Source organism: Sphingobium algorifonticola, assembly GCF_004005485.1.
Classification (GTDB): domain Bacteria; phylum Pseudomonadota; class Alphaproteobacteria; order Sphingomonadales; family Sphingomonadaceae; genus Sphingobium; species Sphingobium algorifonticola.
This window is the reverse complement of sequence record NZ_RZUL01000016.1, coordinates 1-20,285: the sequence shown is the minus strand read 5'-3', so window position 1 is coordinate 20,285 and position 20,285 is coordinate 1. Positions and strand designations below refer to the sequence as shown.

At 63.8% G+C, this 20,285-nt stretch carries 20 protein-coding genes and 2 pseudogenes; 15 read left to right on the top strand and 7 right to left on the bottom strand.

What is annotated here, in order from left to right:
- A pseudogene (locus ENE74_RS17430) lies at positions 1 to 206 on the top strand (DUF736 domain-containing protein); the annotation flags it as partial.
- A gap of 124 nt (positions 207 to 330) precedes the next feature.
- Here the strand turns inward: ENE74_RS17430 and ENE74_RS17425 are convergent.
- Positions 331 to 648, bottom strand: coding sequence for a c-type cytochrome (locus ENE74_RS17425; protein WP_127692146.1), 318 nt, complete (start codon positions 646 to 648; stop codon positions 331 to 333).
- 46 nt (positions 649 to 694) lie between these two features.
- Positions 695 to 1,087 (bottom strand): UrcA family protein, encoded by a 393-nt coding sequence (locus ENE74_RS17420; RefSeq protein ID WP_127692145.1) that lies wholly within the window; start codon positions 1,085 to 1,087, stop codon positions 695 to 697.
- A 621-nt stretch (positions 1,088 to 1,708) separates the two neighbouring features.
- Between ENE74_RS17420 and ENE74_RS17415 the strand changes: the two genes are divergently transcribed.
- From ENE74_RS17415 to ENE74_RS17400, 4 genes are all read left to right on the top strand, one after another.
- On the top strand, positions 1,709 to 2,038 hold the full coding sequence (locus tag ENE74_RS17415) for a single-stranded DNA-binding protein (RefSeq protein WP_127692144.1): 330 nt from the start codon (positions 1,709 to 1,711) through the stop codon (positions 2,036 to 2,038).
- Between the two features lie 60 nt (positions 2,039 to 2,098).
- Complete coding sequence (locus ENE74_RS17410) at positions 2,099 to 2,428, top strand: hypothetical protein (RefSeq protein ID WP_127692143.1); 330 nt, start codon at positions 2,099 to 2,101, stop codon at positions 2,426 to 2,428.
- A gap of 804 nt (positions 2,429 to 3,232) precedes the next feature.
- Positions 3,233 to 4,225 carry a DUF2493 domain-containing protein gene (locus ENE74_RS17405; protein ID WP_127692142.1) on the top strand — a complete coding sequence of 331 codons (993 nt, stop codon included), beginning with the start codon at positions 3,233 to 3,235 and terminating at the stop codon, positions 4,223 to 4,225.
- Positions 4,226 to 4,465: 240 nt separating this feature from the next.
- Entirely contained in the window at positions 4,466 to 5,032 is a 567-nt protein-coding gene (locus tag ENE74_RS17400) for a hypothetical protein (RefSeq protein ID WP_127692141.1), read from the top strand.
- A 27-nt stretch (positions 5,033 to 5,059) separates the two neighbouring features.
- Here the strand turns inward: ENE74_RS17400 and ENE74_RS17395 are convergent, their stop codons facing one another.
- Positions 5,060 to 5,251 (bottom strand): hypothetical protein, encoded by a 192-nt coding sequence (locus tag ENE74_RS17395; protein WP_127692140.1) that lies wholly within the window; start codon positions 5,249 to 5,251, stop codon positions 5,060 to 5,062.
- Positions 5,252 to 5,887: 636 nt separating this feature from the next.
- Between ENE74_RS17395 and ENE74_RS17390 the strand changes: the two genes are divergently transcribed.
- Entirely contained in the window at positions 5,888 to 6,112 is a 225-nt protein-coding gene (locus ENE74_RS17390) for a hypothetical protein (RefSeq protein ID WP_127692139.1), read from the top strand.
- 121 nt (positions 6,113 to 6,233) lie between these two features.
- Here ENE74_RS17390 and ENE74_RS17385 read toward each other — a convergent pair whose 3' ends face one another.
- Complete coding sequence (locus ENE74_RS17385; protein WP_127692138.1) at positions 6,234 to 6,452, bottom strand: hypothetical protein; 219 nt, start codon at positions 6,450 to 6,452, stop codon at positions 6,234 to 6,236.
- Between the two features lie 515 nt (positions 6,453 to 6,967).
- Between ENE74_RS17385 and ENE74_RS17380 the strand changes: the two genes are divergently transcribed.
- Genes ENE74_RS17380 through ENE74_RS17355 form a run of 6 tightly spaced genes read left to right on the top strand, consistent with a single transcriptional unit; the run spans position 6,968 to position 14,034 of the window.
- Positions 6,968 to 7,258: a hypothetical protein gene (locus tag ENE74_RS17380; RefSeq protein ID WP_127692137.1), complete on the top strand. Its 291-nt coding sequence runs from the start codon at positions 6,968 to 6,970 to the stop codon at positions 7,256 to 7,258.
- On the top strand, positions 7,248 to 9,554 hold the full coding sequence (locus tag ENE74_RS17375; protein ID WP_127692136.1) for a type IV secretion system DNA-binding domain-containing protein: 2,307 nt from the start codon (positions 7,248 to 7,250) through the stop codon (positions 9,552 to 9,554). The genes ENE74_RS17380 and ENE74_RS17375 overlap by 11 nt, the downstream gene beginning before the upstream one ends.
- Positions 9,554 to 12,592: a MobF family relaxase gene (mobF, locus tag ENE74_RS17370; protein WP_127692135.1), complete on the top strand. Its 3,039-nt coding sequence runs from the start codon at positions 9,554 to 9,556 to the stop codon at positions 12,590 to 12,592. The genes ENE74_RS17375 and mobF overlap by 1 nt, the downstream gene beginning before the upstream one ends.
- A 46-nt stretch (positions 12,593 to 12,638) precedes the next feature.
- Positions 12,639 to 12,839: a hypothetical protein gene (locus tag ENE74_RS17365; RefSeq protein WP_127692134.1), complete on the top strand. Its 201-nt coding sequence runs from the start codon at positions 12,639 to 12,641 to the stop codon at positions 12,837 to 12,839.
- Positions 12,808 to 13,368, top strand: coding sequence for a DUF2726 domain-containing protein (locus ENE74_RS17360; protein ID WP_241242075.1), 561 nt, complete (start codon positions 12,808 to 12,810; stop codon positions 13,366 to 13,368). The genes ENE74_RS17365 and ENE74_RS17360 overlap by 32 nt, the downstream gene beginning before the upstream one ends.
- A gap of 6 nt (positions 13,369 to 13,374) precedes the next feature.
- Positions 13,375 to 14,034 carry a hypothetical protein gene (locus ENE74_RS17355; RefSeq protein WP_127692133.1) on the top strand — a complete coding sequence of 220 codons (660 nt, stop codon included), beginning with the start codon at positions 13,375 to 13,377 and terminating at the stop codon, positions 14,032 to 14,034.
- A gap of 18 nt (positions 14,035 to 14,052) precedes the next feature.
- On the opposite strand, the gene ENE74_RS18360 is transcribed toward ENE74_RS17355, so the two are convergent.
- Complete coding sequence (locus tag ENE74_RS18360) at positions 14,053 to 14,193, bottom strand: hypothetical protein (RefSeq protein ID WP_164847539.1); 141 nt, start codon at positions 14,191 to 14,193, stop codon at positions 14,053 to 14,055.
- Between the two features lie 200 nt (positions 14,194 to 14,393).
- Here ENE74_RS18360 and ENE74_RS17350 point away from each other — a divergent pair, with 200 nt between their 5' ends.
- Positions 14,394 to 14,789, top strand: coding sequence for a cupin domain-containing protein (locus tag ENE74_RS17350; protein ID WP_127692132.1), 396 nt, complete (start codon positions 14,394 to 14,396; stop codon positions 14,787 to 14,789).
- Positions 14,790 to 14,926: 137 nt separating this feature from the next.
- Here the strand turns inward: ENE74_RS17350 and ENE74_RS17345 are convergent, their stop codons facing one another.
- The gene (locus ENE74_RS17345; RefSeq protein ID WP_127692131.1) at positions 14,927 to 16,300 is read right to left on the bottom strand and encodes a DUF7986 domain-containing protein; all 1,374 of its coding nucleotides are present in this window, start codon (positions 16,298 to 16,300) and stop codon (positions 14,927 to 14,929) included.
- Complete coding sequence (locus ENE74_RS17340; protein WP_206517760.1) at positions 16,301 to 16,777, bottom strand: recombinase family protein; 477 nt, start codon at positions 16,775 to 16,777, stop codon at positions 16,301 to 16,303. It lies immediately after the preceding gene.
- A gap of 43 nt (positions 16,778 to 16,820) precedes the next feature.
- On the opposite strand from ENE74_RS17340, the gene ENE74_RS17335 reads away from it, so the two are divergent.
- Entirely contained in the window at positions 16,821 to 17,585 is a 765-nt protein-coding gene (locus ENE74_RS17335; protein WP_026109285.1) for an IS6 family transposase, read from the top strand.
- Between the two features lie 52 nt (positions 17,586 to 17,637).
- Positions 17,638 to 20,181: pseudogene (locus ENE74_RS17330) on the top strand (Tn3 family transposase); the annotation flags it as partial.
- Positions 20,182 to 20,285 lie beyond the last annotated feature (104 nt).

Below are 20,285 nucleotides of genomic sequence, written 5' to 3'. Positions count from 1 at the left end.
GCGATCTTGCCGCGGAGATGGCGCCCAAGACCGACGACGCGCTGCCGCCGCTGCCGGGCGCCGACGACACTGCCGGTGCGGGCGCTCCCGCCGAGTCCGGCCTGGGCGAATCCTCCGCCGACCACGCCTTCGGCGCCGCGCCGCAGGAGGGCCAGGAAGGCGGCCGCCGCAAAGGTCGCCAGCGCACCCCCGAACTGGCCGAATAAGGCCGACACCGGCTCATCCCGCGCCCTGAGCCACCGGCGCGGGATTGCAGGGCTCGCTTCGCTCCCCGGCGAAGCGGGCCCTTTTGTCGTTTTCCGGCGCCCATCCGGCACCGCTCGACGGGACCTAGCGGCGTCGCGTACCGGGTTGACGCAGCGTCAGCATATAGGCGGCCAGGGCATCGACCTCATGGTCCGCGATCTCGAAGTTCATGATCTCGGGGAAATTGTGGGAATGGCGCAGCCACCAGGTGAGCGTCTCGCGCGTGAGGCCTTCCTCATCGACGACATTCTCGAAAGGCGGCGCGTCGGGATTGGGCGAGAAATGGTCGGCAACGACCGCATGGCACGCCGAACAATGGCTCTGGGCAAATGCCCTGCCTCGCGCGGCCGCAGCGTCGGTCGCCCGCGGCCCAGGCCGTGTTGCGTCCGGGCCGCGTGCCATAGCCCCGGCCGATGCCAAGAGACAGGCGAGGGCGAGGAGCAGCCGGCTATTGCCCACGCGCCGCCGCGATAACAGCCTGTCCAAGCGGCGTGGCGTGGGCGACGGTATTTTCGATGCAGCTCTCATCCGGGTTCAAAGGGTAAAGCCTGTCGAGCTGCTTGCAAGCATCGCGCGCGACGTTGCGGATCCGCAGCATTAGCCGCTGGGCATCGCGCGGAGCCCTGAGGTCGAGATCGCCGTAGAGTAATGTCATGCGCACGGTCGTCACCGCTATCGCCGCACCGGTATAGGGGCTGTGCTCGACCGGCACAGGCGCCTGGCGCGGGGCTTCCACGGTGATGACCGCTTCGCCTGGCGGGGCCGGCTGCTGCGCGATCGCCGATGCGCCGGGCGCCAGAAGTGCCGCCGCCGCCATCAACCTATGCCGTGCAAATTTCATCGCCCTGTCCCTGGAGTGTCGGGACCGAGCATCGGCTAACATGGCGCGGCGCGCTTTGATCGAGCGCAATGCTGCCGATCTGTCGCGCGTCGGCGAAACGCTCCGGCAGATGACCGGCAGAGCGCACGTGAGCCCCGTGCCCGGCGGACTGCAGCGGCCCGGACGGCTCCCCAGTCGTGCCTCTCTCATGGTTAGCGATCGGCGATGCGCCCGGGGCCTTTGACCGGGCGGCTCGCAGGGAGGTACGCGGTTGCCCTCCGGACGGCGCGCGCCTGCGGCCTGGAGGCGGGCGTGTCCCCGCGTTGCCGCGCCTGGCGTCCCAGCGCGCTTCGAAAGGGGGCGAACCCCGCGCGAAACCGTGGCTTGTGCGCGACAGTCCTCTGCCTTGCCCTGACCGGACCGCCCGCTTGATGGGATTGAACGCTACGCCCGTGCGGGCCAGGCGCAACCCCTGATCGTCCGGCCGTGTTGAGGCCTGGCGGCCTCTGCCCGCACCACCCGGGCGATCAGGGGTTTCCCTTCGCTGGCGCTCCGGTGCGCCCGTCCCTTGGCCACGGGCCTTCGCCTTCGTTCATCCCAGCGGGACAGGCCCGCTGAAGGACAAGCGAAAGGATCAGGCACATGAACAAGGTTTTCCTCTCGGGCCGCATCACCTCCGACATCACCCGCTTCGGTACCGACAGCAAGGGCGGCGTCAGCTTCAGCCTCGTCACGTCCAAGCCGGTCATCAAGGACGGCCAGGTCCAGAAGGACGGCAACGGCTACACCGAAACCTATGACGAGTTCCACAGCGTCAAGGCCTTCAACGGGCTCGGCAAGTCGGTCGCGAACCACAAGAAGAAGGGCGACAGGCTGCTCGTCACCGGCGAGATCCGCTACAGCCGCAACGAGCGCGATGGCCGCACCTTCTACAACACCGACATCATCGCCGAGGAAATCGAGTTCCTCTGATCCCTGACGGGCGGCCGTCAGCGGCCGCCCTCCCTCTGGTTCCAGTAACGGAGAGCCTAGATGTTTCAGTTCGCGCAATTCGACGAGATCGCCGGGATCGCCCACGGCATCGAAATCACCAACCCCGCCATGGTCGCGCGCATCCGCCGCGCCGCCGACAGCCTCAAACCCCATGAGATCGCCGCCTATCTGGCCAGCGCGATCACCGAGGCGGCAGATGCGGCGCATGCACGGGCCTATGAGGAAGACCTGTTCGGCGAGGCCAGCGCCGACGCCATCGTCGATGCCGAATATCATGACGAACTGGCCGAGGCCTGGTCGCTCGTCGCGAGCGAACATCAGATCGCCAGCTTCGCCAGCCTTGGCATCCGTGACGGGGCTATCCACTAATCCGGATACGGTCCCTTCGATGGACGTGCGCCGGTGGCGCACGTCCATCAAATGCTTCTGGCGCACTGCCCTGTGCGGTCATTGTCGCGGACACGCGCCCTGCCGGCCCGGGATGCGCGGCCCATCGGAACCGCCCGCCCGGCGAAGGCCCTCGCTCGGTGTGCTGGAGCGCGCCTGTCTTTTCTTTGTCTCAAGCGGTGTGCCGACGACCAGGTTGTCCAGAGAAACGGCCCGAGGGCAGCGGAGCCTGATATGTGCGACCGCTGTCTCTGCACGGGATAGTGGGGCGGCGGTTTAGCTGGCGATGATGGGGGATATCGTCGGGATGGGATGAGGATGTCCTATCCTGGAGGGGGACTTCGGATCATGCGCATCCCGCCCGCTGCCTTGCACCGGACGGGACCGGGGCTCTACTCGCCAGACCGGCGTGCCGGCCTGGCTCACGGAGCCGAAGCGTACCGCTTCGTCTCCGCCCTGCCGGGTGACGATCCCACTTGCGGTTGGGATGACCGGTGAGGTTTTACACCCCTATAACTCTCTTGTGTCTGCCAAGTATGGCATGCGAGGTTGGCGCTCGTTCAGGATGAGCGGTCCCCCCAATTTTGACGGCGCCGGCGATCCGCTCGCGCGTCCCGCCGCCTCCGACAAAATCGGTTCCCCCACTCCCCGCTGGCGCGGCGTTAACCGGGGTCCGGCCTGGCGGCCGGCTGCCCGGTTAACGTCCTGCGACCTCGCTGACCGCCGCATGCCCTGAGCCCAGGTCTCATCAGAGCGATGAGACATCCAAACGCCAAGGAGGCTCACATGACCAACTCTTTCTCGAACTTCGCCGATCTCGCCAGCTTCATCGCCGCCGAAACCGGAGACACGGCGCAAAGCCCCCTCTACGGCGCCGCTTTCCTCGAACATGACGAACGCGCCAAGCTCTCGCCGGTCGATGAGAGCGAGCAGCTCGAAATGCCCGATCCGGAGCAGGCCCGCGCGGCTGTTGAAATGGTCATGACGACCCTGTTCGATGTCTTCCGCGATACGCGCCTCGAAGCCTTTGCCAGCGATCTCGCCTGGGGCTTCGTCAACAGCTTCCATGTCGTCGCCAAGCGGATCAGCGACCGCGAGGACGATGCCGCGAAGGAACTCGGCAGCCTCGCCCGCAGCTTCGATCCGAGCGAAATCTACGCTTCGCAACTCGAGGAAGCGCAGCTCCTTTGCCAGACGCTGCAAAGCTGCCGGGACGCGATGGAATGCATGCGCGACCATGCCGCCGAAGTCTACCGTGTGGAGACCGGCCGTCCCTACTCGCCGACACGCGGCAGCCGGGTTTCGAACGGCGTCACCGCCTCGATGATCGACGCTCGCGACTATCTGGCAAGCCGGGCTCGCGAACGCCGCGAACAGTTCGCGCCCGAAGGACCGGTGGTGGTATTCTCGGGCGGCCAAGTCTGGGAAGACCATGAGATGCTGTGGCGCGGTCTCGACTCGATCAAGGCCCGCACGCCTGAAATGATCCTCGCCACCACCGCCCAGACGAAGGGCTGTGACGCCATCGCGCAATCCTGGGCGGCAGCCCGCGGCGTGAAGGTCATCCTGTTCCGTCTGGACCGCCGCCTGGGTGCCAAGGCCGCCTTCGTACGCAACGACAGGCTGCTCGCCTTGAAGCCGGTCGAAGCGGTCATCTGCGAAGGCTCCGGCATCCAGATGAACCTGTCGCAGAAGCTGCGGCAGGCCGGCGTACCGCTGCACGTGGTGAAGCTTGCGCAGCAGCGTCCGGCGGCGCAGCGCCAGCAACGCGCAGGCTGATCCTGTATCGGAGAGGTTCCGGCTTCGGCCGGGACCTCTCTTCTCTTTTGCTACGCTGAAATGCGGCACGCGGGGGCCCTTCGACTGCCTGCCTATGGCAGGCGCTCAGGATGGATCACCCCCACGTGCCGCCGGCGAAGCGGCGGAGCGAAAAGCGCTTGGCCCGGGGCTCGATCGGCCGGGGCCGACCCTGAGGAAAGAGGGGGGAGGGGGCGGGAGCCACTCAAGGAGTTGAAGTCCATGTCGATCCTCTTTCGCATCGCCCTCCCCGCCGATACCGCCATGCCCGCACGCGCCATCATCACGGCACGTCAGCTTGCGACCTTCCGCGCCTATTTGCGCGTTGAGGGCGAGCGCATCGGCGCCGTCCTCCTCGAGCCGGACGCGTATCTGGGCAACAGCTTCGAGGCACGGGTCTGTCCCCTGGCGCTCGCGGCGGTGACCCGTCATTTCGACCACGATATTGCCGTCATCGCCGTCGTCGAGGAGGCCCAGTTCCTCGGCCGGCGCATCGCGATCCATCATGATGGGATGAAAGCCGAGATCAGCATGAGGGTTGCCCTGACTTCCGATTCCGGCCTCGAGCTCGACCTTGCGAACGGCAATGCCTTTGCGCTTCTCGAAGCGCTGGGCATGGACCGCACCAGCGTCGGCGAAATCACGCTAGACCAGTTGCGCGCACGGCTGTCGGACCCCAGCCTGCCGGCGCGGGCGAGAACCTATGGCGTCGACCATTATCTGCCGCGCATGGAGCGTCTGCTGGCAAGCGCAGCGGTCATGGATGACGCGCGCCTGGCCTGGGCATGAGTTGTGCGAAAGCGTGGCGCGCAAGGCTTAGCAGGAGCCATCGATCTTTCCAAAGGCGGCCGGTCCGAGGGCGGTATCGATCGCCATCTGCAAATGGCTCGCCGCAGCATGCTCGCCGAGCTCATCGAGTAGCGGCAGGACCTCGCGCATCAGTACGATGGCAAGTGCCCGCTTGATCGCAGGATCGCTGCCCAGCGCGGCTTCGAGCTGCCTTTTCATTCGCCCTCCCATGGTCCCTGCGCGGTAGGTGGCGGGCCCTGATGAGGGGTTGATTGATGCCCTCAAAACTCCCGCGCACTGGGCGCGGGAGCCGGGGCTGGTAACATGTCGAGCATGCGCCTACGCTTTTAGTGCCGGGGCACCTGGACATATGCGCAGGCACCCCGGCGTGAAAGTCACACCGAGTTGCCTGTCTCGACGGGATTACCAGTCCCGGCGCCGCAGCTTCGCAGCGCGGTGCGGGCCTAGCACAGGGCAGGCTGGCACCCAAGCCGGGTGATGCCGCGTCCCGAAATAATGCATGAGGAATAGGTGATGGTCGGCTCGCTCGCGTGCCGCACGGACCCGTTGGTCCGCACGGTGCTACGCCTTGCCGAAGTCTGCCGACGAGAGGAAAAAATCTCTCACAGTCTTCCTATTCTGTCGGGCGGAGAAGCTCGCCTCAAGGACGGCGGGGCCCCACCATTTTCTTCGGCGGGTCGAGGACAGCCTACCCTCTCGGCGGCAGTGGCCGCCGAACAAAATCGTGACCCCCACCGCCGCTTCGCGGTCGCCGGCCTTGCCGGCGATCCCTGACCCGAACTCCTCCGCCCGACGCCCATGCCCCTGTCATTCAAGACAGACAGGAGCACCGACATGCAGATGATCTCGACCAACGCCGCCGCCGACAACGCCGCTTACTTCGCGGCCGTCGCCTATGCTGAGCGCCGGGCGCAGCACAGCTACTTCGATCAGCATGTCATTGCCGACAAGGATCTCGGATATCTGGCGATCGACGAAGGGGATTATGGCGCGCTCAGCCAGCCGATGATCGACCGGATTGTCTACACCGCAGCGGGCGGGATGCTCGACGAATATTGAGACCGATCGGGGAGGGGCGCATGGGCGTCTCTCCCCTTTTTTTGTTGTGGGAATGAACGGACATGGGGGGCATCGAGCCCCCCATGTCCGTACCGTGACGCGAGTCACGGCAGGGGGAGTTTCAGGCTGCCAGACGCTTCTCAACCTCGTCAAGGCCGAGCTTGCGAATGCGGCCGAGCAGATCGCCAAGCCGTTTGGCTTCCACCTTCAGGAGGCCCGCTTTTTCGACCGCCTGTATCGCGGCCTCGCGCTCCTTCTCTTCCAGTTTCTGCCGCCTGTCCTCGAGCTTGCGGGCATCCTCTTCGATCGCAGCTCTTTCCTGTTCCAATGTTCGTGCCATAGGGGCCTCTTGGTTCACGCTGATCGGGCCATGAACAGCTCCTCTATAGCGGCACGTCGCGCACACCGGAAGATCGACTCTTCGTGACGGACGTCCGGGTTTGGCGGCGGGCGCCCGGCAGCGTATTTTTCGTGCGCAAGCCAATACGTCGCGACGGGCAGGTTCCGCCACAAGGGCGGGCTGGTGCCCCGCCGGACCGGCATTCCACTCCACATCGACCGCGTCACCAGACGCCCCGGAAACAGGATCAGCCCTGGTGCAGAGAAGCACACCGAACGCACCTCGGTGCACTGGAATCCTTCGATAAAACAAATCCTTACCAGAAATCGGATATGTGGGACACTGTGGGACAGCACTGCTGCTAGACAGAAACGCCGTAATTACAGTGTGTTGGGTGTCCCACAACGAACACACCTGCTAGGCCCCACAGCTTCGCGTTGCTCATGCTGCCGCGCTCGGCTATAGGTACAGCCGGTTTCTGAGACCCCACCAGCCTCCCTGCTAGGAGGCTGACATTGAAGACCCCCACCAGGCACTGCACGGTCAGGCTCGACCTTGCCCATTATCACCGTCTCACCGCTATTGCGGCTGAGCGCGGCTGCAAGCCCTCGGACGTCATACGATCTGCGGTTCAGGCTTTCCTCGCATCGGCCGATCTCATCAGTGCGAGCCAACGTCGGATCGCACGGATCAGCGAATTCCAGCAGCTCGCGCTCGACATCATCATCCGTGAGCAATTCCCCGAATATCGCGACCGCATCATCGCCGAAACCGACAAGCGCCTGGAGCAATATCATGGCGCGTGATGATATCCGCACGGATGGGCGCCCGGTCCCGCTCACCCATCATTCCGCGCGCGGCCGCGTGCAGCGCAACGCGGGCAATTTCACCCGCGGCAGCCAGCTTCTCACCCATGAGATGCTGATGTGGTTCTCGGGCGCCAGACTGCCGTTCATCCTGTGGTTCTTCGCCTTCATGGGGGCCTGGTTCATCATCATGTCGATCAAGCTCGACGAGCATGGGTTTCAGCTCGTCTGCATGAAGCTCTATGCGACGCTCTGGAACTGGGTCGACCTCAACCCGAACAAGCGCGTCAATGTCACGCTTCCCGATGGCGAAATCATGCGTACCGTTATGAAAGCGGTTCCCTATATTCCCGAGGTCATCAGGGCCTGGGCGGTGGCGATGCGCGGTTTGCTCGGCGCCTTTCTGGTCTCGATCTTCATCACCATTCCTGCCGCGATCTGGTTCGTCGATATCTCGCACCGACGTGGCCGTTCGATCCTTCAGGAACGCCATGAACGCGGTGCCATGCTGGTCGACCGCACGGTCCTGCTTGCGGAGATCAACGAGCACAACCGCGCGAAGTTCGAAACAGAAGCCTCCGACCTGTGCCCCGGCATGTCGCCGCGGCAGGTGCTCGCGCTCCCGTTCGCTAAGCGCAAGCAAGCCGGCATCCATCATCCCTACACGCTCGCGGGGATTCCTTTTCCCCATCGCACAGAGCAGTCGCACGTCATGCTCATCGGCACGACTGGCTCTGGCAAGACGACCGAGCTCAGAAGCCTCGTTACCCAGATGCGCGAGCGTCAGGACACGGCGGTCATCTTCGATCTCACCGGCGCCTATGTGGAAGCCTTTTACGATCCCGAACGCGATACGATCCTCAATCCCATGGATCAACGCTGCCCGGCCTGGTCGATCTTCAACGACTGCCGCACGCACAGCGAATTCACGGCCGCTGCGGCGGCACTGATACCATCGGACGGTGGCTCGTCCGAACCCTTCTGGGCGCTCGCCGCGCGAACCCTTTTCATCGAAATGTGCGTGCGGCTTCAGGAGCGCGGACAAACCTCCAATCTCGCGCTGTCCGAGAATCTGATGACGGCCGATCTGAAGCGCGTTCACCGCTTCCTCGCCAACACCATTGCCGACCCGCTTACCGCGCCCGAAGCGGCCCGCATGGCGGAATCGATCCGGGCCGTCTTCAACACCAACGCGCAGGTCCTTCGCTTCCTGCCAGACGAGGGCGAACCCTTCTCGATCCGCGACTGGATCACGCTGACCAAGAAGCCCGGTTCAATCCTGTTCGTGACGTCCTCCTATGTCGACCTGCCGATGAACCGCGCGCTCCTGACCCTTTGGATGGACCTCGCGATCAACCGGCTGATGACGCTGCCGCGCACGCGCAGCTTGCGCACCTGGTTCCTGTTCGACGAACTCGGCGCGCTCCACCGTCTCCCTGCCATCGAAAACGGTCTCCAGACCGCTCGCGCCTTCGGCGGCGCGATGATCCTCGGCATTCACAGCTTCGAAAAACTCGTCGAAGTCTATGGTGAGCAGGGCGCCCGGAACCTCGCTTCGCTCGCGCGCTCCAAGCTCATTCTCGCGACAGCCGATCTCGACACGGCCGAGCAATGCGCGCGCTATATCGGCAACCGCGAAGTCCGCCAAATGGATGAGGCCTATAGCTATGGTTATAACAACACGCGCGATGCCTCGACGCTGACCCCGCGCAAGCAGGTCGAGCCGCTAGTCATTGCCGACGACATCACCAACCTGCCCTCGATGCACGGCTTTGTGAAATTCCCCGACGGCTTTCCCGCCGCCCGCATTCTGCTCGAATGGAAGGACTATCCGCAGGTCGCCCAGGGCTTCGTCCAACGCCCCGATGTCGGGCCGGTACGGTCGAAGCGCGGAGAGGAAGCGTTCGAGGAGGAGGGCGCAGGAGAGGCCGGTGGGCGGGACGGTGCAGGACAGGTCATCGACGAGGTTTCCGAGACCACCAACCTTGCCCGCGATCTCGCCGCGCGCATCCTGTCGGCGGAGGTCGAGGAAGAAGACGATGCCGCCCGCCGTGCGGCGCAGCGCGCTGACGAGCGTGATGGGCAGGTAGCACCCACCGTGCATGCCGCGGACAAGGCGCAGGGCGCGCGCGTCAATGGCGAGGATCAGCAAATTGCCGCCCGCGATCGCGACGATCGGCGGGACGGACTTCGGCACGTTGCCGCCGCTCCCCAGGTCGAGGACCAGACGCTCGCCGAGCTTCGCCAGGACTTCTCATCCGGCCGCGATCATGACGGCATGGATATGGGAATCTGATGCTTTCGGTCGCCGGCGTCCGCTCCGCCTCCGGAGCCGCGAACTATTTCGCGAAGGACGACTATTACACCGTCGAGGGATCGTCCGAAATCAGTGCCTGGGGAGGCGAGGGCGCCGAAGCGATCGGCCTCTCCGGCGAGGTCTCCAAGGATGCGTTCGAAGGCATCCTTAATGGCATTCTCCCAAGCAGCGAGGCGGTCGCCCAGGTGGAAAACCGGCGGGCCGGCTACGACCTCACATTCTCGATGCCCAAGTCCGCGTCGATCATGGCCTATGTCGCCGGCGACAAGCGCGTGCTCGAGGCCAACATGGCGGCGGTCAAACAGACCATGGCCTGGGTAGAGAAAAACCTCGCCGAGGGGCGGCGCGATATCGAGGGCCGCAAGGTGCCGGTCCAGACCGGCAATCTCGTCTATGCGCTCTTCCAGCACGACACCAGCCGCGCGCTCGATCCCCAGGCGCATGTCCACGCCGTCATCGCCAATCTGACCCGAATGCCCGATGGCAAATGGCAGGCGCTCCATGCCGACAAGCTCTGGAGCCACAACAGCATCATCGGCTCGATATACCACGCCTTTCTGCGCTCAGGTCTCGAGCAGATCGGCTACAGCCTCGACCTAAAGGGCAAGCATGGCACGTTCGAGATCGCCGGCGTACCCAAGACCGTCATTGGTGCCTTCAGCCAGCGCCGCGAGGAGATCCTCGATCACGCGACACGTCTGGGCATCAAGTCGCCAGAGGGCCTGCGCGAGATCACGAAGCGCTCGCGTGATCCCAAGCTCGATGTCGAGGATCGCGCCGCGCTGAAACAGGGCTGGATCGATCAGGCCGCCGCCCACGGCTTTGACGGCAAACACTTGCGGGCAGCGGCCGAGGCACGCGCCGGCCTGGCCACACCACAGGGCGCTCTCGAGCGCGGCTATCGCGCCATCGTCGACGCCGTGGACGGTGCCCGCCAGACGCTTGGTGGGCTAATTCGCTTCCAGGATCCTCTGGTCGACAATGCGCTGGCCCGGGCGGTGAAGTCGCCGGCCGAGGCGCGCGCGCAGCTTGGCGTTGCGTCCGCCGTGCGCATGCTCTCCGAACGCGAGGCGGCCTGGTCCGTCGCTCTGCTGAGCAAGACGGCGCTCGATCTCGGTCTCAAGGGCGTCACCGTCGATATGATCGAGAAGCGGATCGACCGGCTCGTGCAGAACCGCCAGCTCATCCCAGGCGTCGCGACCGCCGCGGACCGAACCGGCCGCATGCTGACCACGCAGGATGCGCTGCGCACCGAGGAACAGATCCTCGAAGCTGTCGAGGAGGGTAAAGGAAAAGCCGAACCGATCGTGGCGGCCGCCGATGCGCCGCAGCGCTTGCAAAATGCTGCCGCCCTGCCGCTCAATCCAGGACAACTCGCTGCCGCGACCATGATCCTGACTGCGCCGGATCAAACGGTGAGTGTTCAGGGTGTCGCCGGTGCCGGCAAATCGACGATGCTGCAGGCGGTCGCGCGCGTCGCCGAAGCCGAAGGGCGCAAGATTACGGGTCTCGCGTTTCAGAACAAGATGGTGGCTGATCTCGCCGATGGCGCCGGCATCAAGGCGCAGACGATCGCCTCCTTCGTGCTCGCCAACGAGCGCTTCGTTTCCGAGCGCGACACGCCGCGTTACGACGCTGCGCGCGAGACGCTCGCCGGCACCCTGCTCGTCGTCGACGAGACCTCGATGGTGTCGTCGGACGACATGCTCAAGCTACACCAGATCACTGCGGCGCTTGGAGTGGACAAGCTCGTGCTCGTCGGGGATCGGCAGCAACTCTCCTCGATCGATGCCGGCAAGGCCTTCGCCATGATCCAGGCGGGCGGCGGCACGATGGCGCGCATGGATCAGAATATCCGTCAGCGCACCGACCAGTTGCGCACGGTGGCCGCGCTCGCCAATATCGGCAAGGCCGGCGTAGCGATGAAGGTGCTGGGAGACCGCGTCGTCGAGGCACCCGAGCCAGCTGCGGCAGCGGCCGACATGTGGCTTGGGCTCGATCCTGCGGACCGCGAGGCAACCGCAGTCTTCGCCTCGGGGCGCGATGCGCGCGCGCTGATCAATCTTCGGATACAGGATGGGCTGATCGCCGAAGGAAGCGTCAGGGGCGAGGCGATCCGTCTTACAGTTTACGAGCGCGTCAACACGACGCGCGAGGAGCTGCGCTATGCCTCGACATACCGGCAGGGCCAGACACTGGAGGTCGGCCGTGGCGGTGCGCAGGACGTCGGTATCAAGGCTGGGCGCTACGATGTCCTGAAAGTTCATCCGAGCGGTAAGATCGAACTGTCGGACGGTCGGCGCCGGATCCGGTTCGATCCCCAGAAACTGTCGCCGACCGAACAGCGCGATCGGCTCCAGCTCTCGGAAAAGAAGGATCTGCATCTTCGCGAAGGCGACCGGATTCGCTGGACCGCCAATGACAAGCAGCGCGGCCTGCTCAATGCCGCTCTCGCCCGTATCGTCGGCATCGATGCCGATGGGGTTAAGGTTGAGACTGCGGACAAGACGCTCGTGACCCTAGGGCTCGGTGATCCCATGCTGTCGCGGCTCGACCTTGCCTACAGCCTCAACATGCACATGGCGCAGGGGATCACCACCGACAAGGCCATCACCGTCATGTCGGCCCATGAGCGCAACCTTTCAAACCAGCGCCTTTTCAACGTCGGCGTGACCCGCGTGCGCGACGAGCTCACCATGATCGTCGATGACAGGGAAAAGCTTGCGCGCCAGCTCGACATGAACCCCGGCAACAAGACCTCGGCGCTCGAAACGCTCGGCCGGCTCGACATCGATGGGCGGAAGGGGGGTGGCGCTCAGCCACGCGAGACGTTCGACCCCGGTCCGATCGTCGGCGTCAATCTCTCCGACCTTCCGCCGCTTCCGACCGACCTGCCGCCCTTGCCCGACGGAGCGGCGCCGCCGGCGAAGGATCCGCAGCGGCCTCCCGACCTGAAGCCCGATCGCAGCGATGTGCTGCCGCCGCTGCCGGAGCGAAGCCTCGGTCTCGACTTGTAGCTTGGAGCCGCCGGCGCGGTGCCGGCCGCCATGAAGGAGAAACGCCATGGGATGGGAATTCGAAGAAGCCGGCAAGTTCGGCAGCGAGAAGGCGGCCGAAGACTATGCTCGGGCCAACAATCTCGATCCACGCGATGTCCAGATCACGCGCAAGGGGGAAGAGGTGCAGCTCAATATTCGGCGCACCGCTCTCGATGGACGTGCCCTTCGCGACAATGGCGAAGGCCGCCGCGACGGCTGGGGCTGAGGAGAGCGTGATGAACATGTCAGAACTTTTTGCGTCACTCCTCCTGGTGGGAGGACTTGTGGTGCTCGGCTGGTCGAAAATCTTGGGCAAAAGCGCGCTGCCGCGATCCCAGATCCCGCTGGCGCCGGTAGCCAAACCCTTCATGACTCAGCGCGAACAGGCGATGCTTGCCGTGCTTGAGCATGTGCTGCCGATGTACCGCATCCACGCGCAGGTCGCGATGGGCGCGCTCCTCAAGGTCTCATCGGTTCCCGGTCGGCGGGTCACGCCCGCTGACTGGAATCCCTTTGCGCGCAAGATCGTCGATTTCGTGGTGGAGGATCCGACGACCGGCAGGGTCGTGGCGCTCATCGAAATCGACGACCGCTCGCATGACGACGAAAAGGACCGGCAGAGAGACAAGATGACGGCCCAGGCAGGCTATCTGACGCTGCGAATCCCGGCAGGCACAAGGCCGGCGGTTCAGAGCGTTCTAGGTGTCGTTGGGGTTCTTCGCGAGAACACGACCAGCGCCGCCTACCAAGGGTAGACTATCGTGGGGCTCGATGATCGCGAATATATGCGTGAACGCTACCGTGCGCGCGCCAAGGACAACCGGTGGAATGATCGGGCAGGCGGCATTGAGGGTAGATGGTTCGACCCTGTCAACCGCGGCTTCGACTATCAGAACGGCAGGTTCAGGGGCTCGCGGCGACCCCGCGGCAGCATCCTGCGATGGCTGCCCTTCGCGCTGAGCCTGCTACTCGTCGCCATCCCGGCTTATCATTCGCTCAAGCGCGAGGGATGGCTGCCAGACACCCGGCCAGCGCGCGCCTTTCCCGAAAGCGGCAGTGTCACCATCAGTCCCTTTGTCAGTCCGAAAAGCGCGTCCGCCCGCCTCACGGTGATAACGTCGAACGCCAATGCGGTCGTTCAGCTTTTCGAGCCGGACAGCGGGCGGCATATCCTGTCCCTATATGTCCGCAAGAACGAGCGCACGACGACGGCGGTCCCACCGGGCACCTACCGCATGAAAATCATCGAAGGGCAGCGCTGGCACGGGCCGACCGAGTTCTTCGGCTCGTCCACAACCTACGAAACAATCACCGAGCTCATGAGCTTCAGCCGTCTGGAGGGCAACGGCATCGACCTGAACCGGCGCCCGGATGGCAATCTGAGGACACGCCCGAACTGGAACGCTCCCGCGCCGCTGTAGAATGGGAGCGCAGCGCGTTCAGCCGACAGCAAAAACCCAGATCAGCTGTACGGCAAGCGTGAACGACAAGAGCGTGAGGCCGACGCCGGCGCGGACATGCGACTGGCTGACGCGATGCCTCAGGGCGGGAGCAGCATTCCGACCGGACAGGGCACTCATCGGTTCGATCCTTTCTCGTCTCGAGACAGGCTTGGGTGTTCTGTGGGTTCTTCCCTATTCGCAATTTTACGGAAGGAGAGAGTGCTGAAAGCAACTTAGGCTAAGCTCTGAGACTGACCTACGTAGCATCCCGGACAGACTCGTCCTGACTTTCGTCCCAACATGTATCAGACCGGACGAAGGGTTGAAAGGAAGAGGGCATGCGAGGATTTATCGCCGACATCGAGGATCTAACGACGGATAATGGCGATTTTCGGCGCGTTCTTTATACCGGCCGGAACCTCCAGCTTGTCCTTATGTCCCTGAAGCCGGGAGAAGAAATCGGTCTCGAGGTTCACGATGACCGCGACCAGTTTTTTCGGGTCGAGAGCGGGAGCGGGGAAGTCGTCATCGATGATGAAACGACCCCTATCGCCGATGACGACGGCATCATTGTCCCCGCCGGTGCCCGGCACAATATCGTCAATACCGGCGACAAGCCGCTCAAACTCTACACCCTCTACGGCCCGCCAGAACATGTCGATGGTACTGTCCATCGCACGAAGGCGGATGCCGAAACGCATCATGAGCACTTCGACGGGCGTACTACCGAATAAAGCCTGCCGTTGTAGACTGCCAAGGCTTCGGCTTGCGCGGTGCATCTTGCCGACGGGCAGGCTCTTTGAGGGCATAGCGTGGGAGGTACGCCAAGCAACGCTAAGGACGAACAATACCGGAACGGCGTGCAAGGGCATCACCTGCGGAGGCCGATGATGCCCAGCTCTTGCCACATCCACGTAAAATCATAGGTAGCCATTGGCTCGCCGACCCCGGATTTTGCTGCGCCTTTCTCTATATATTTGAGCCAGTCGGCCACTTTCGCCCGGCCAGCCTTCGTGCGGGCCAGAGCGCGCGGCGTCTTGTTGCCAAGGGCAGGCACCGCTTCATCAAGCGTTTTGGTATATTCGCGTGTCAGCATATCATGAACGATGCGCTCCATTTCGTCCGGCGGGATATCGAGCGGCTCTTCCTGCGGAGCGCGGGCGGCGTCATCAGCCATGAACTGGGCCAGAGTCCGGATTTCGGTCATAGGTGTGCTCACGCAATCACCAAGCCATTCGCCCATTTGCGCAATCGCTTTCTCCGCACGGGCGGCACTATTGACCTCAACGATCAGTTTGCGTCCCGCCAACTCGACATTGGCGAAGACGGGTGTGCCGTCCTCCATGGTCGTCACAAAAGCCTGCCCGCCTTTGGCCGTTCGTGGTTTTCTCTTCTTCGTCACCGGCACCAGCCAGTTCCAGAATGTGTCGCTGGCAGGCTCCAGCCATTGTGCCGCGTTCAGCCTGCGAACCACGCTCTTGCCGATCACGCCCTTGGCCAGGGGGAAGACGATGCGGTGGAACACAAGATCATCGCCATCGGCGTTGACCATATCCGGCATGGTGCCAGGCATGGCTTTGCCCAGACAATCGAGCAGCCACATGTTCGTGAACATCGGGCCTGATGCCCGTAAAATAGCATCCCGGTCGGTCTGGTTTAGTTCGGAGGTGTCCTTTGCATCGTCCGCAAGCCGGCCAAACGCGTCGATCAGTTGTAGGGCGCCATCAGCGCTGAACGGCAACAGCGCGCCCGAGATGCCATGGCGACCGTTCACATCGACAACCCGTGCAGCGATCTTGTCCCAGTTGACGAGGGTCTGTGTCGCGCCGTGTTCGCGGACCGTGACTGGCGCAACATCCCGCAACAGATCACGCAAGGTCATCGACTGACCGGGGACGACCTCGCTAACCTCATAGAGCGACATCATCGTATCCCGCAGCGCGCGCATATAGGCCTTGTTCGGCGCCTTCTCGTTCCAGCCTCGGCGCTTGAGATAGTCATCGACCAGATTGCGACCGTCAGGTTCCAGTTCCTGTGTCAGCAGATCTTCAAAGGCGCAGCCCCATAGCGGCCCTTGCCAATGATCACCGATGATCTCGAATATGGCGTCGGGTTCGAGGCCGGTCGCTTCACATGCCGGACCGAGATGCGCGGACAGCATTTCATCCATCGCCTCGTCCCACGGAGCACGATCCGCATATTTCATCAGCCCGGACAGATCGTGAGCAGATTTCAATCTGGACATTCAGGCAGGCCTTTCCACGCCAAGGCGGCGCATTTCGCGATAGATGGTGGATCTGCCGATGCCGAGTTGCCGTGCTGCCTCTGTCGGCGAGATACGGGCTTCGACCAGTTTGATGGCCGCATCCACCTTGGACATGTCGAGCGGCTGACGGCCAGGCTGCTTGCCCTTGGCGCGTGCAGCGGCGATCCCATCGCGGGTCCGCTCAGAGATTAGCCGCCGCTCGAAATGGGCGATAGCTCCGAACACATGGAAGATGAGTTCGCCGGCGGCCGACGAGGTGTCGATTTTTTCCTCAAGACTCAGGAGGGCGATGCCTTGGCTGCGCAAAGTTTCGACTGTGGCGAGCAGTTCAGTCAGCGAACGCCCAAGCCGATCGAGGCGGACCACGGCGAGCGTGTCACCCTTGCGGGCATAGGCGATCAGTTCGGCCAGTCCAGGCCGCTCCATGCTTTTTCCGGCTCTGTTGCAAACTCTGATGCGGTTGCCAACGTTGGGCCTTGTCTTGGTAAGGTCGGTTGTGATGGACGATTTCAAAGGGCGGCATTTTACCGGAGAAGTCATCCTATGGGCGGTCCGCTGGTACTGCCGGTACGGTATCAGCTACCGTGATCTCGAGGAAATGCTGGCGGAACGTGGCATCGATGTCGATCACACGACCATCTATCGCTGGGTGCAGCGCTACGCGCCGGAGATGGAGAAGCGGTTGCGCTGGTTCTGGCGGCGCGGCTTTGATCCGAGCTGGCGTCTCGATGAGACTTACGTGAAGGTGCGGGGCAAATGGACCTACCTCTACCGGGCGGTCGACAAACGGGGCGACACGATTGATTTCTACCTGTCGCCGACCCGCGGCGCCAAAGCTGCGAAGCGCTTTCTTGGCAAAACCCTTCGCGGTCTGAAGGACTGGGAAAAGCCGACGAAACTCAACACCGACAAGGCGCCAAGCTACGGCGCCGCAATCGCCGAGTTGAAACGAGAAGGAAAGCTCGCCCCAGAAACCGAACACCGGCAGGTGAAATACCTGAACAACGTGCTCGAGGCCGACCACGGCAAGCTCAAGATGCTGATCAAGCCCGTGCGTGGTTTCAAATCGATGCCGACAGCCTACGCCACGATCAAGGGCTTCGAGGTGATGCGCGCCCTGCGCAAAGGGCAGGCCCGGGCATGGTGCCTGCAGCCAGGGATCAGGGGAGAGGTGCGTCTGATCGAAAGATCATTTGGCATTGGCCCCTCGGCCATGACCGAGGCCATGGCCATGCTCAATCAGCATTTCAACAAAGCGGCCTGATCCCAACAAAGGCGCGGTGCCGCTCGGCGGTCCCGAATGTTTGCAACAGAGCCGAATGTTCCCCGGACGGGGACCGTATGCCAGGGCTTTCCGCGATTGGCTTCTCGCCGAAGCCGAGCAGGCACGCTCAAACGACGACCTTGCCCGGCGCTTCATTGCCCGCTGCCGTGAAACCATGACCATCCTGCCGGCGATCACGACAATCGAGCGTTTGTGCGCGGACGCGCTCGTCGCCGCCGAACGTCGGATCGAGAAGCGGATCGCGGCCCGTCTCGATCCCGTCGCCTGTGATGGGCTCGACCGACTGACTACCGAGATGCTGCCGGGGGCGATCAGCCGCTTCATCTGGCTGCGCCGGATTGAGCCGGGCAACAACTCCGCCGCGGCGAACCGGCTGCTCGACCGGCTCGAGTTCCTGCGCGCGATGAACCTCAATGATGGTATACTTGCCGGTGTTCCACCGCATCGCGTCGCCCGGCTACGCCGGCAGGGCGAGCGCTACTTCGCCGATGGCCTGCGCGACCTCGGCGCCGATCGGCGCCGCGCTATCATGGCGGTCTGCGTCATTGAATGGGCCACGGCGACTGCGGATGCGGTGATCGAAACACATGACCGGATCGTTGGCCGCACCTGGCGCGACGCGAAGCAACTGCATGACGCGCGGGTCGTAGAAACCAGAGGCGCTACCACTGCGACTTTGAACGGCTTCACTGCACTCGGTCAATCATTGCTCGAAGCGCATGGCGACGGCGCGTCGCTGGAAGATGCGGTCGCGGGCGGGGCGGGATGGGAACGGCTCACCAGCCTCGTCGCTACGGCCAAGACGTTGACGGACACCTTGGGCGATGATCCGCTGGCCTATGTTGATCAGGGGTATCACCGCTTCCGTCGGTATGCCCCGCGCATGCTGCGATGCCTCGACCTCAAAGCTGCGGCGGTTGCACGGCCTTTGCTGGACGCGGCTACCGTCATCGCTACCAAGGGCGCAGTTCCGGCGGCCGACGATTTCTTGCGCCCGCATTCCAAATGGCGGCGACAGTTGCGGGCGAAGGGCGATGATGATGCCCGCCTCCGGGAAGTCGCGGTCATGTTTCACCTGCGCGACGCGCTGCGCTCGGGCGACATATGGCTCGACCGCTCGCATCGATATGGTGACCTGCGCCACGTCCTCGTGCCGATGGCGGTCGCGCATGCCGCGAAGCTGGCGGTCCCGTCCGACCCGCATGTCTGGCTGGCTGACCGCAAAGTGCGTCTCGCTGATGGCCTTGCCCGGCTCGGTCGCGCCGCGCGCAGCGGTACAATTCCGAAAGGCAGCATCGAGGACGGCACGCTGCGCATTGATCGGCTCACCGCTGACGCGCCGGATGGGATCGAGGATCTGGTGCTTGATCTGTATCGCCGGCTGCCGCCCGTCCGCATCACCGATCTGCTGCTCGAAGTCGATACCGCGCTGGGTTTCACTGATGCCTTCACGCATCTGCGCACCGGCGTGCCATGCGGCGACCGAATCGGCCTGCTCAACGTCCTGCTTGCCGAGGGCCTGAATTTGGGTCTGCGTAAGATGGCAGAGGCTTCCAACACTCACGACTATTGGCAACTCTCCCGTCTCGCTCGCTGGCACGTCGAAAGCGAGGCGATCGACCAGGCGCTGGCCAACGTGGTCGCGGCGCAAGGGGCGCTGCCGATGGCCCAGGTCTGGGGTATGGGCAGATCCGCATCGGCCGATGGCCAGTTCTTCCCCGCCGCACGGCAGGGCGAAGCGATGAATACGATCAACGCCCGCTACGGCAACGATCCCGGCATCAAGGCCTATACCCACGTCAACGACCGCTTCGCGCCGTTTGCATCGCGGACCATTCCAGCCACGGTCAGCGAAGCACCTTATCTACTCGACGGGCTGACGATGAATGAGGCAGGGCGACGGATCGAAGAGCAGTACGCCGACACTGGCGGGTTCACCGATCATCTGTTCGGGATCAGCGCGATGCTCGGCTGCCGCCTTGTACTGCGCATCCGCGACCTCCCATCCAAACGACTGTACGTGTTCGACCCTGCCGCGACGCCGAGCGAATTGCGCCCGCTGGTGGGCGGCAAGGCGCGTGAGGCGCTGATCGTTTCCAACTGGCCCGATCTGTTCCGCTGCGCCGCCACCATGAGCGCTGGACAGGTCGCGCCGAGCAGCATCTTGCGCAAGCTCGCCTCCTATCCGCGCCAGAACGATCTTGCCTCCGCGCTGCGCGAGGTGGGCCGGATCGAGCGGACGCTGTTCATCATCGAATGGATACTCGACGTCGGCATGCAGCGCCGTGCACAGGTCGGCCTCAACAAAGGCGAGGCACATCATGCGCTGAAAAATGCCCTGCGCATCGGCCGTCAGGGCGAAATCCGCGACCGCACGACGGAGGGTCAGCATTACCGGATCGCCGGCCTCAACCTGCTCACCGCCATCATCGTCTACTGGAACACCCTGCACCTTGGCCATGCCGTTGAGGCCCGGCGCCGCGAAGGGCTCGATACCCCCGACCATCTTCTCGCCCATATTTCGCCGCTCGGATGGGCACACATCCTCCTCACTGGGGTGACTACACGAAAGTGACGTATCTGCACGCTAAGGGCGAACAAATCCGGTACGATGCCAGCAGATGCTATTCGCAGGCTTTCCTGCCCCTTTTATGTGGTGCCGCCCTACGGGCGCCGATA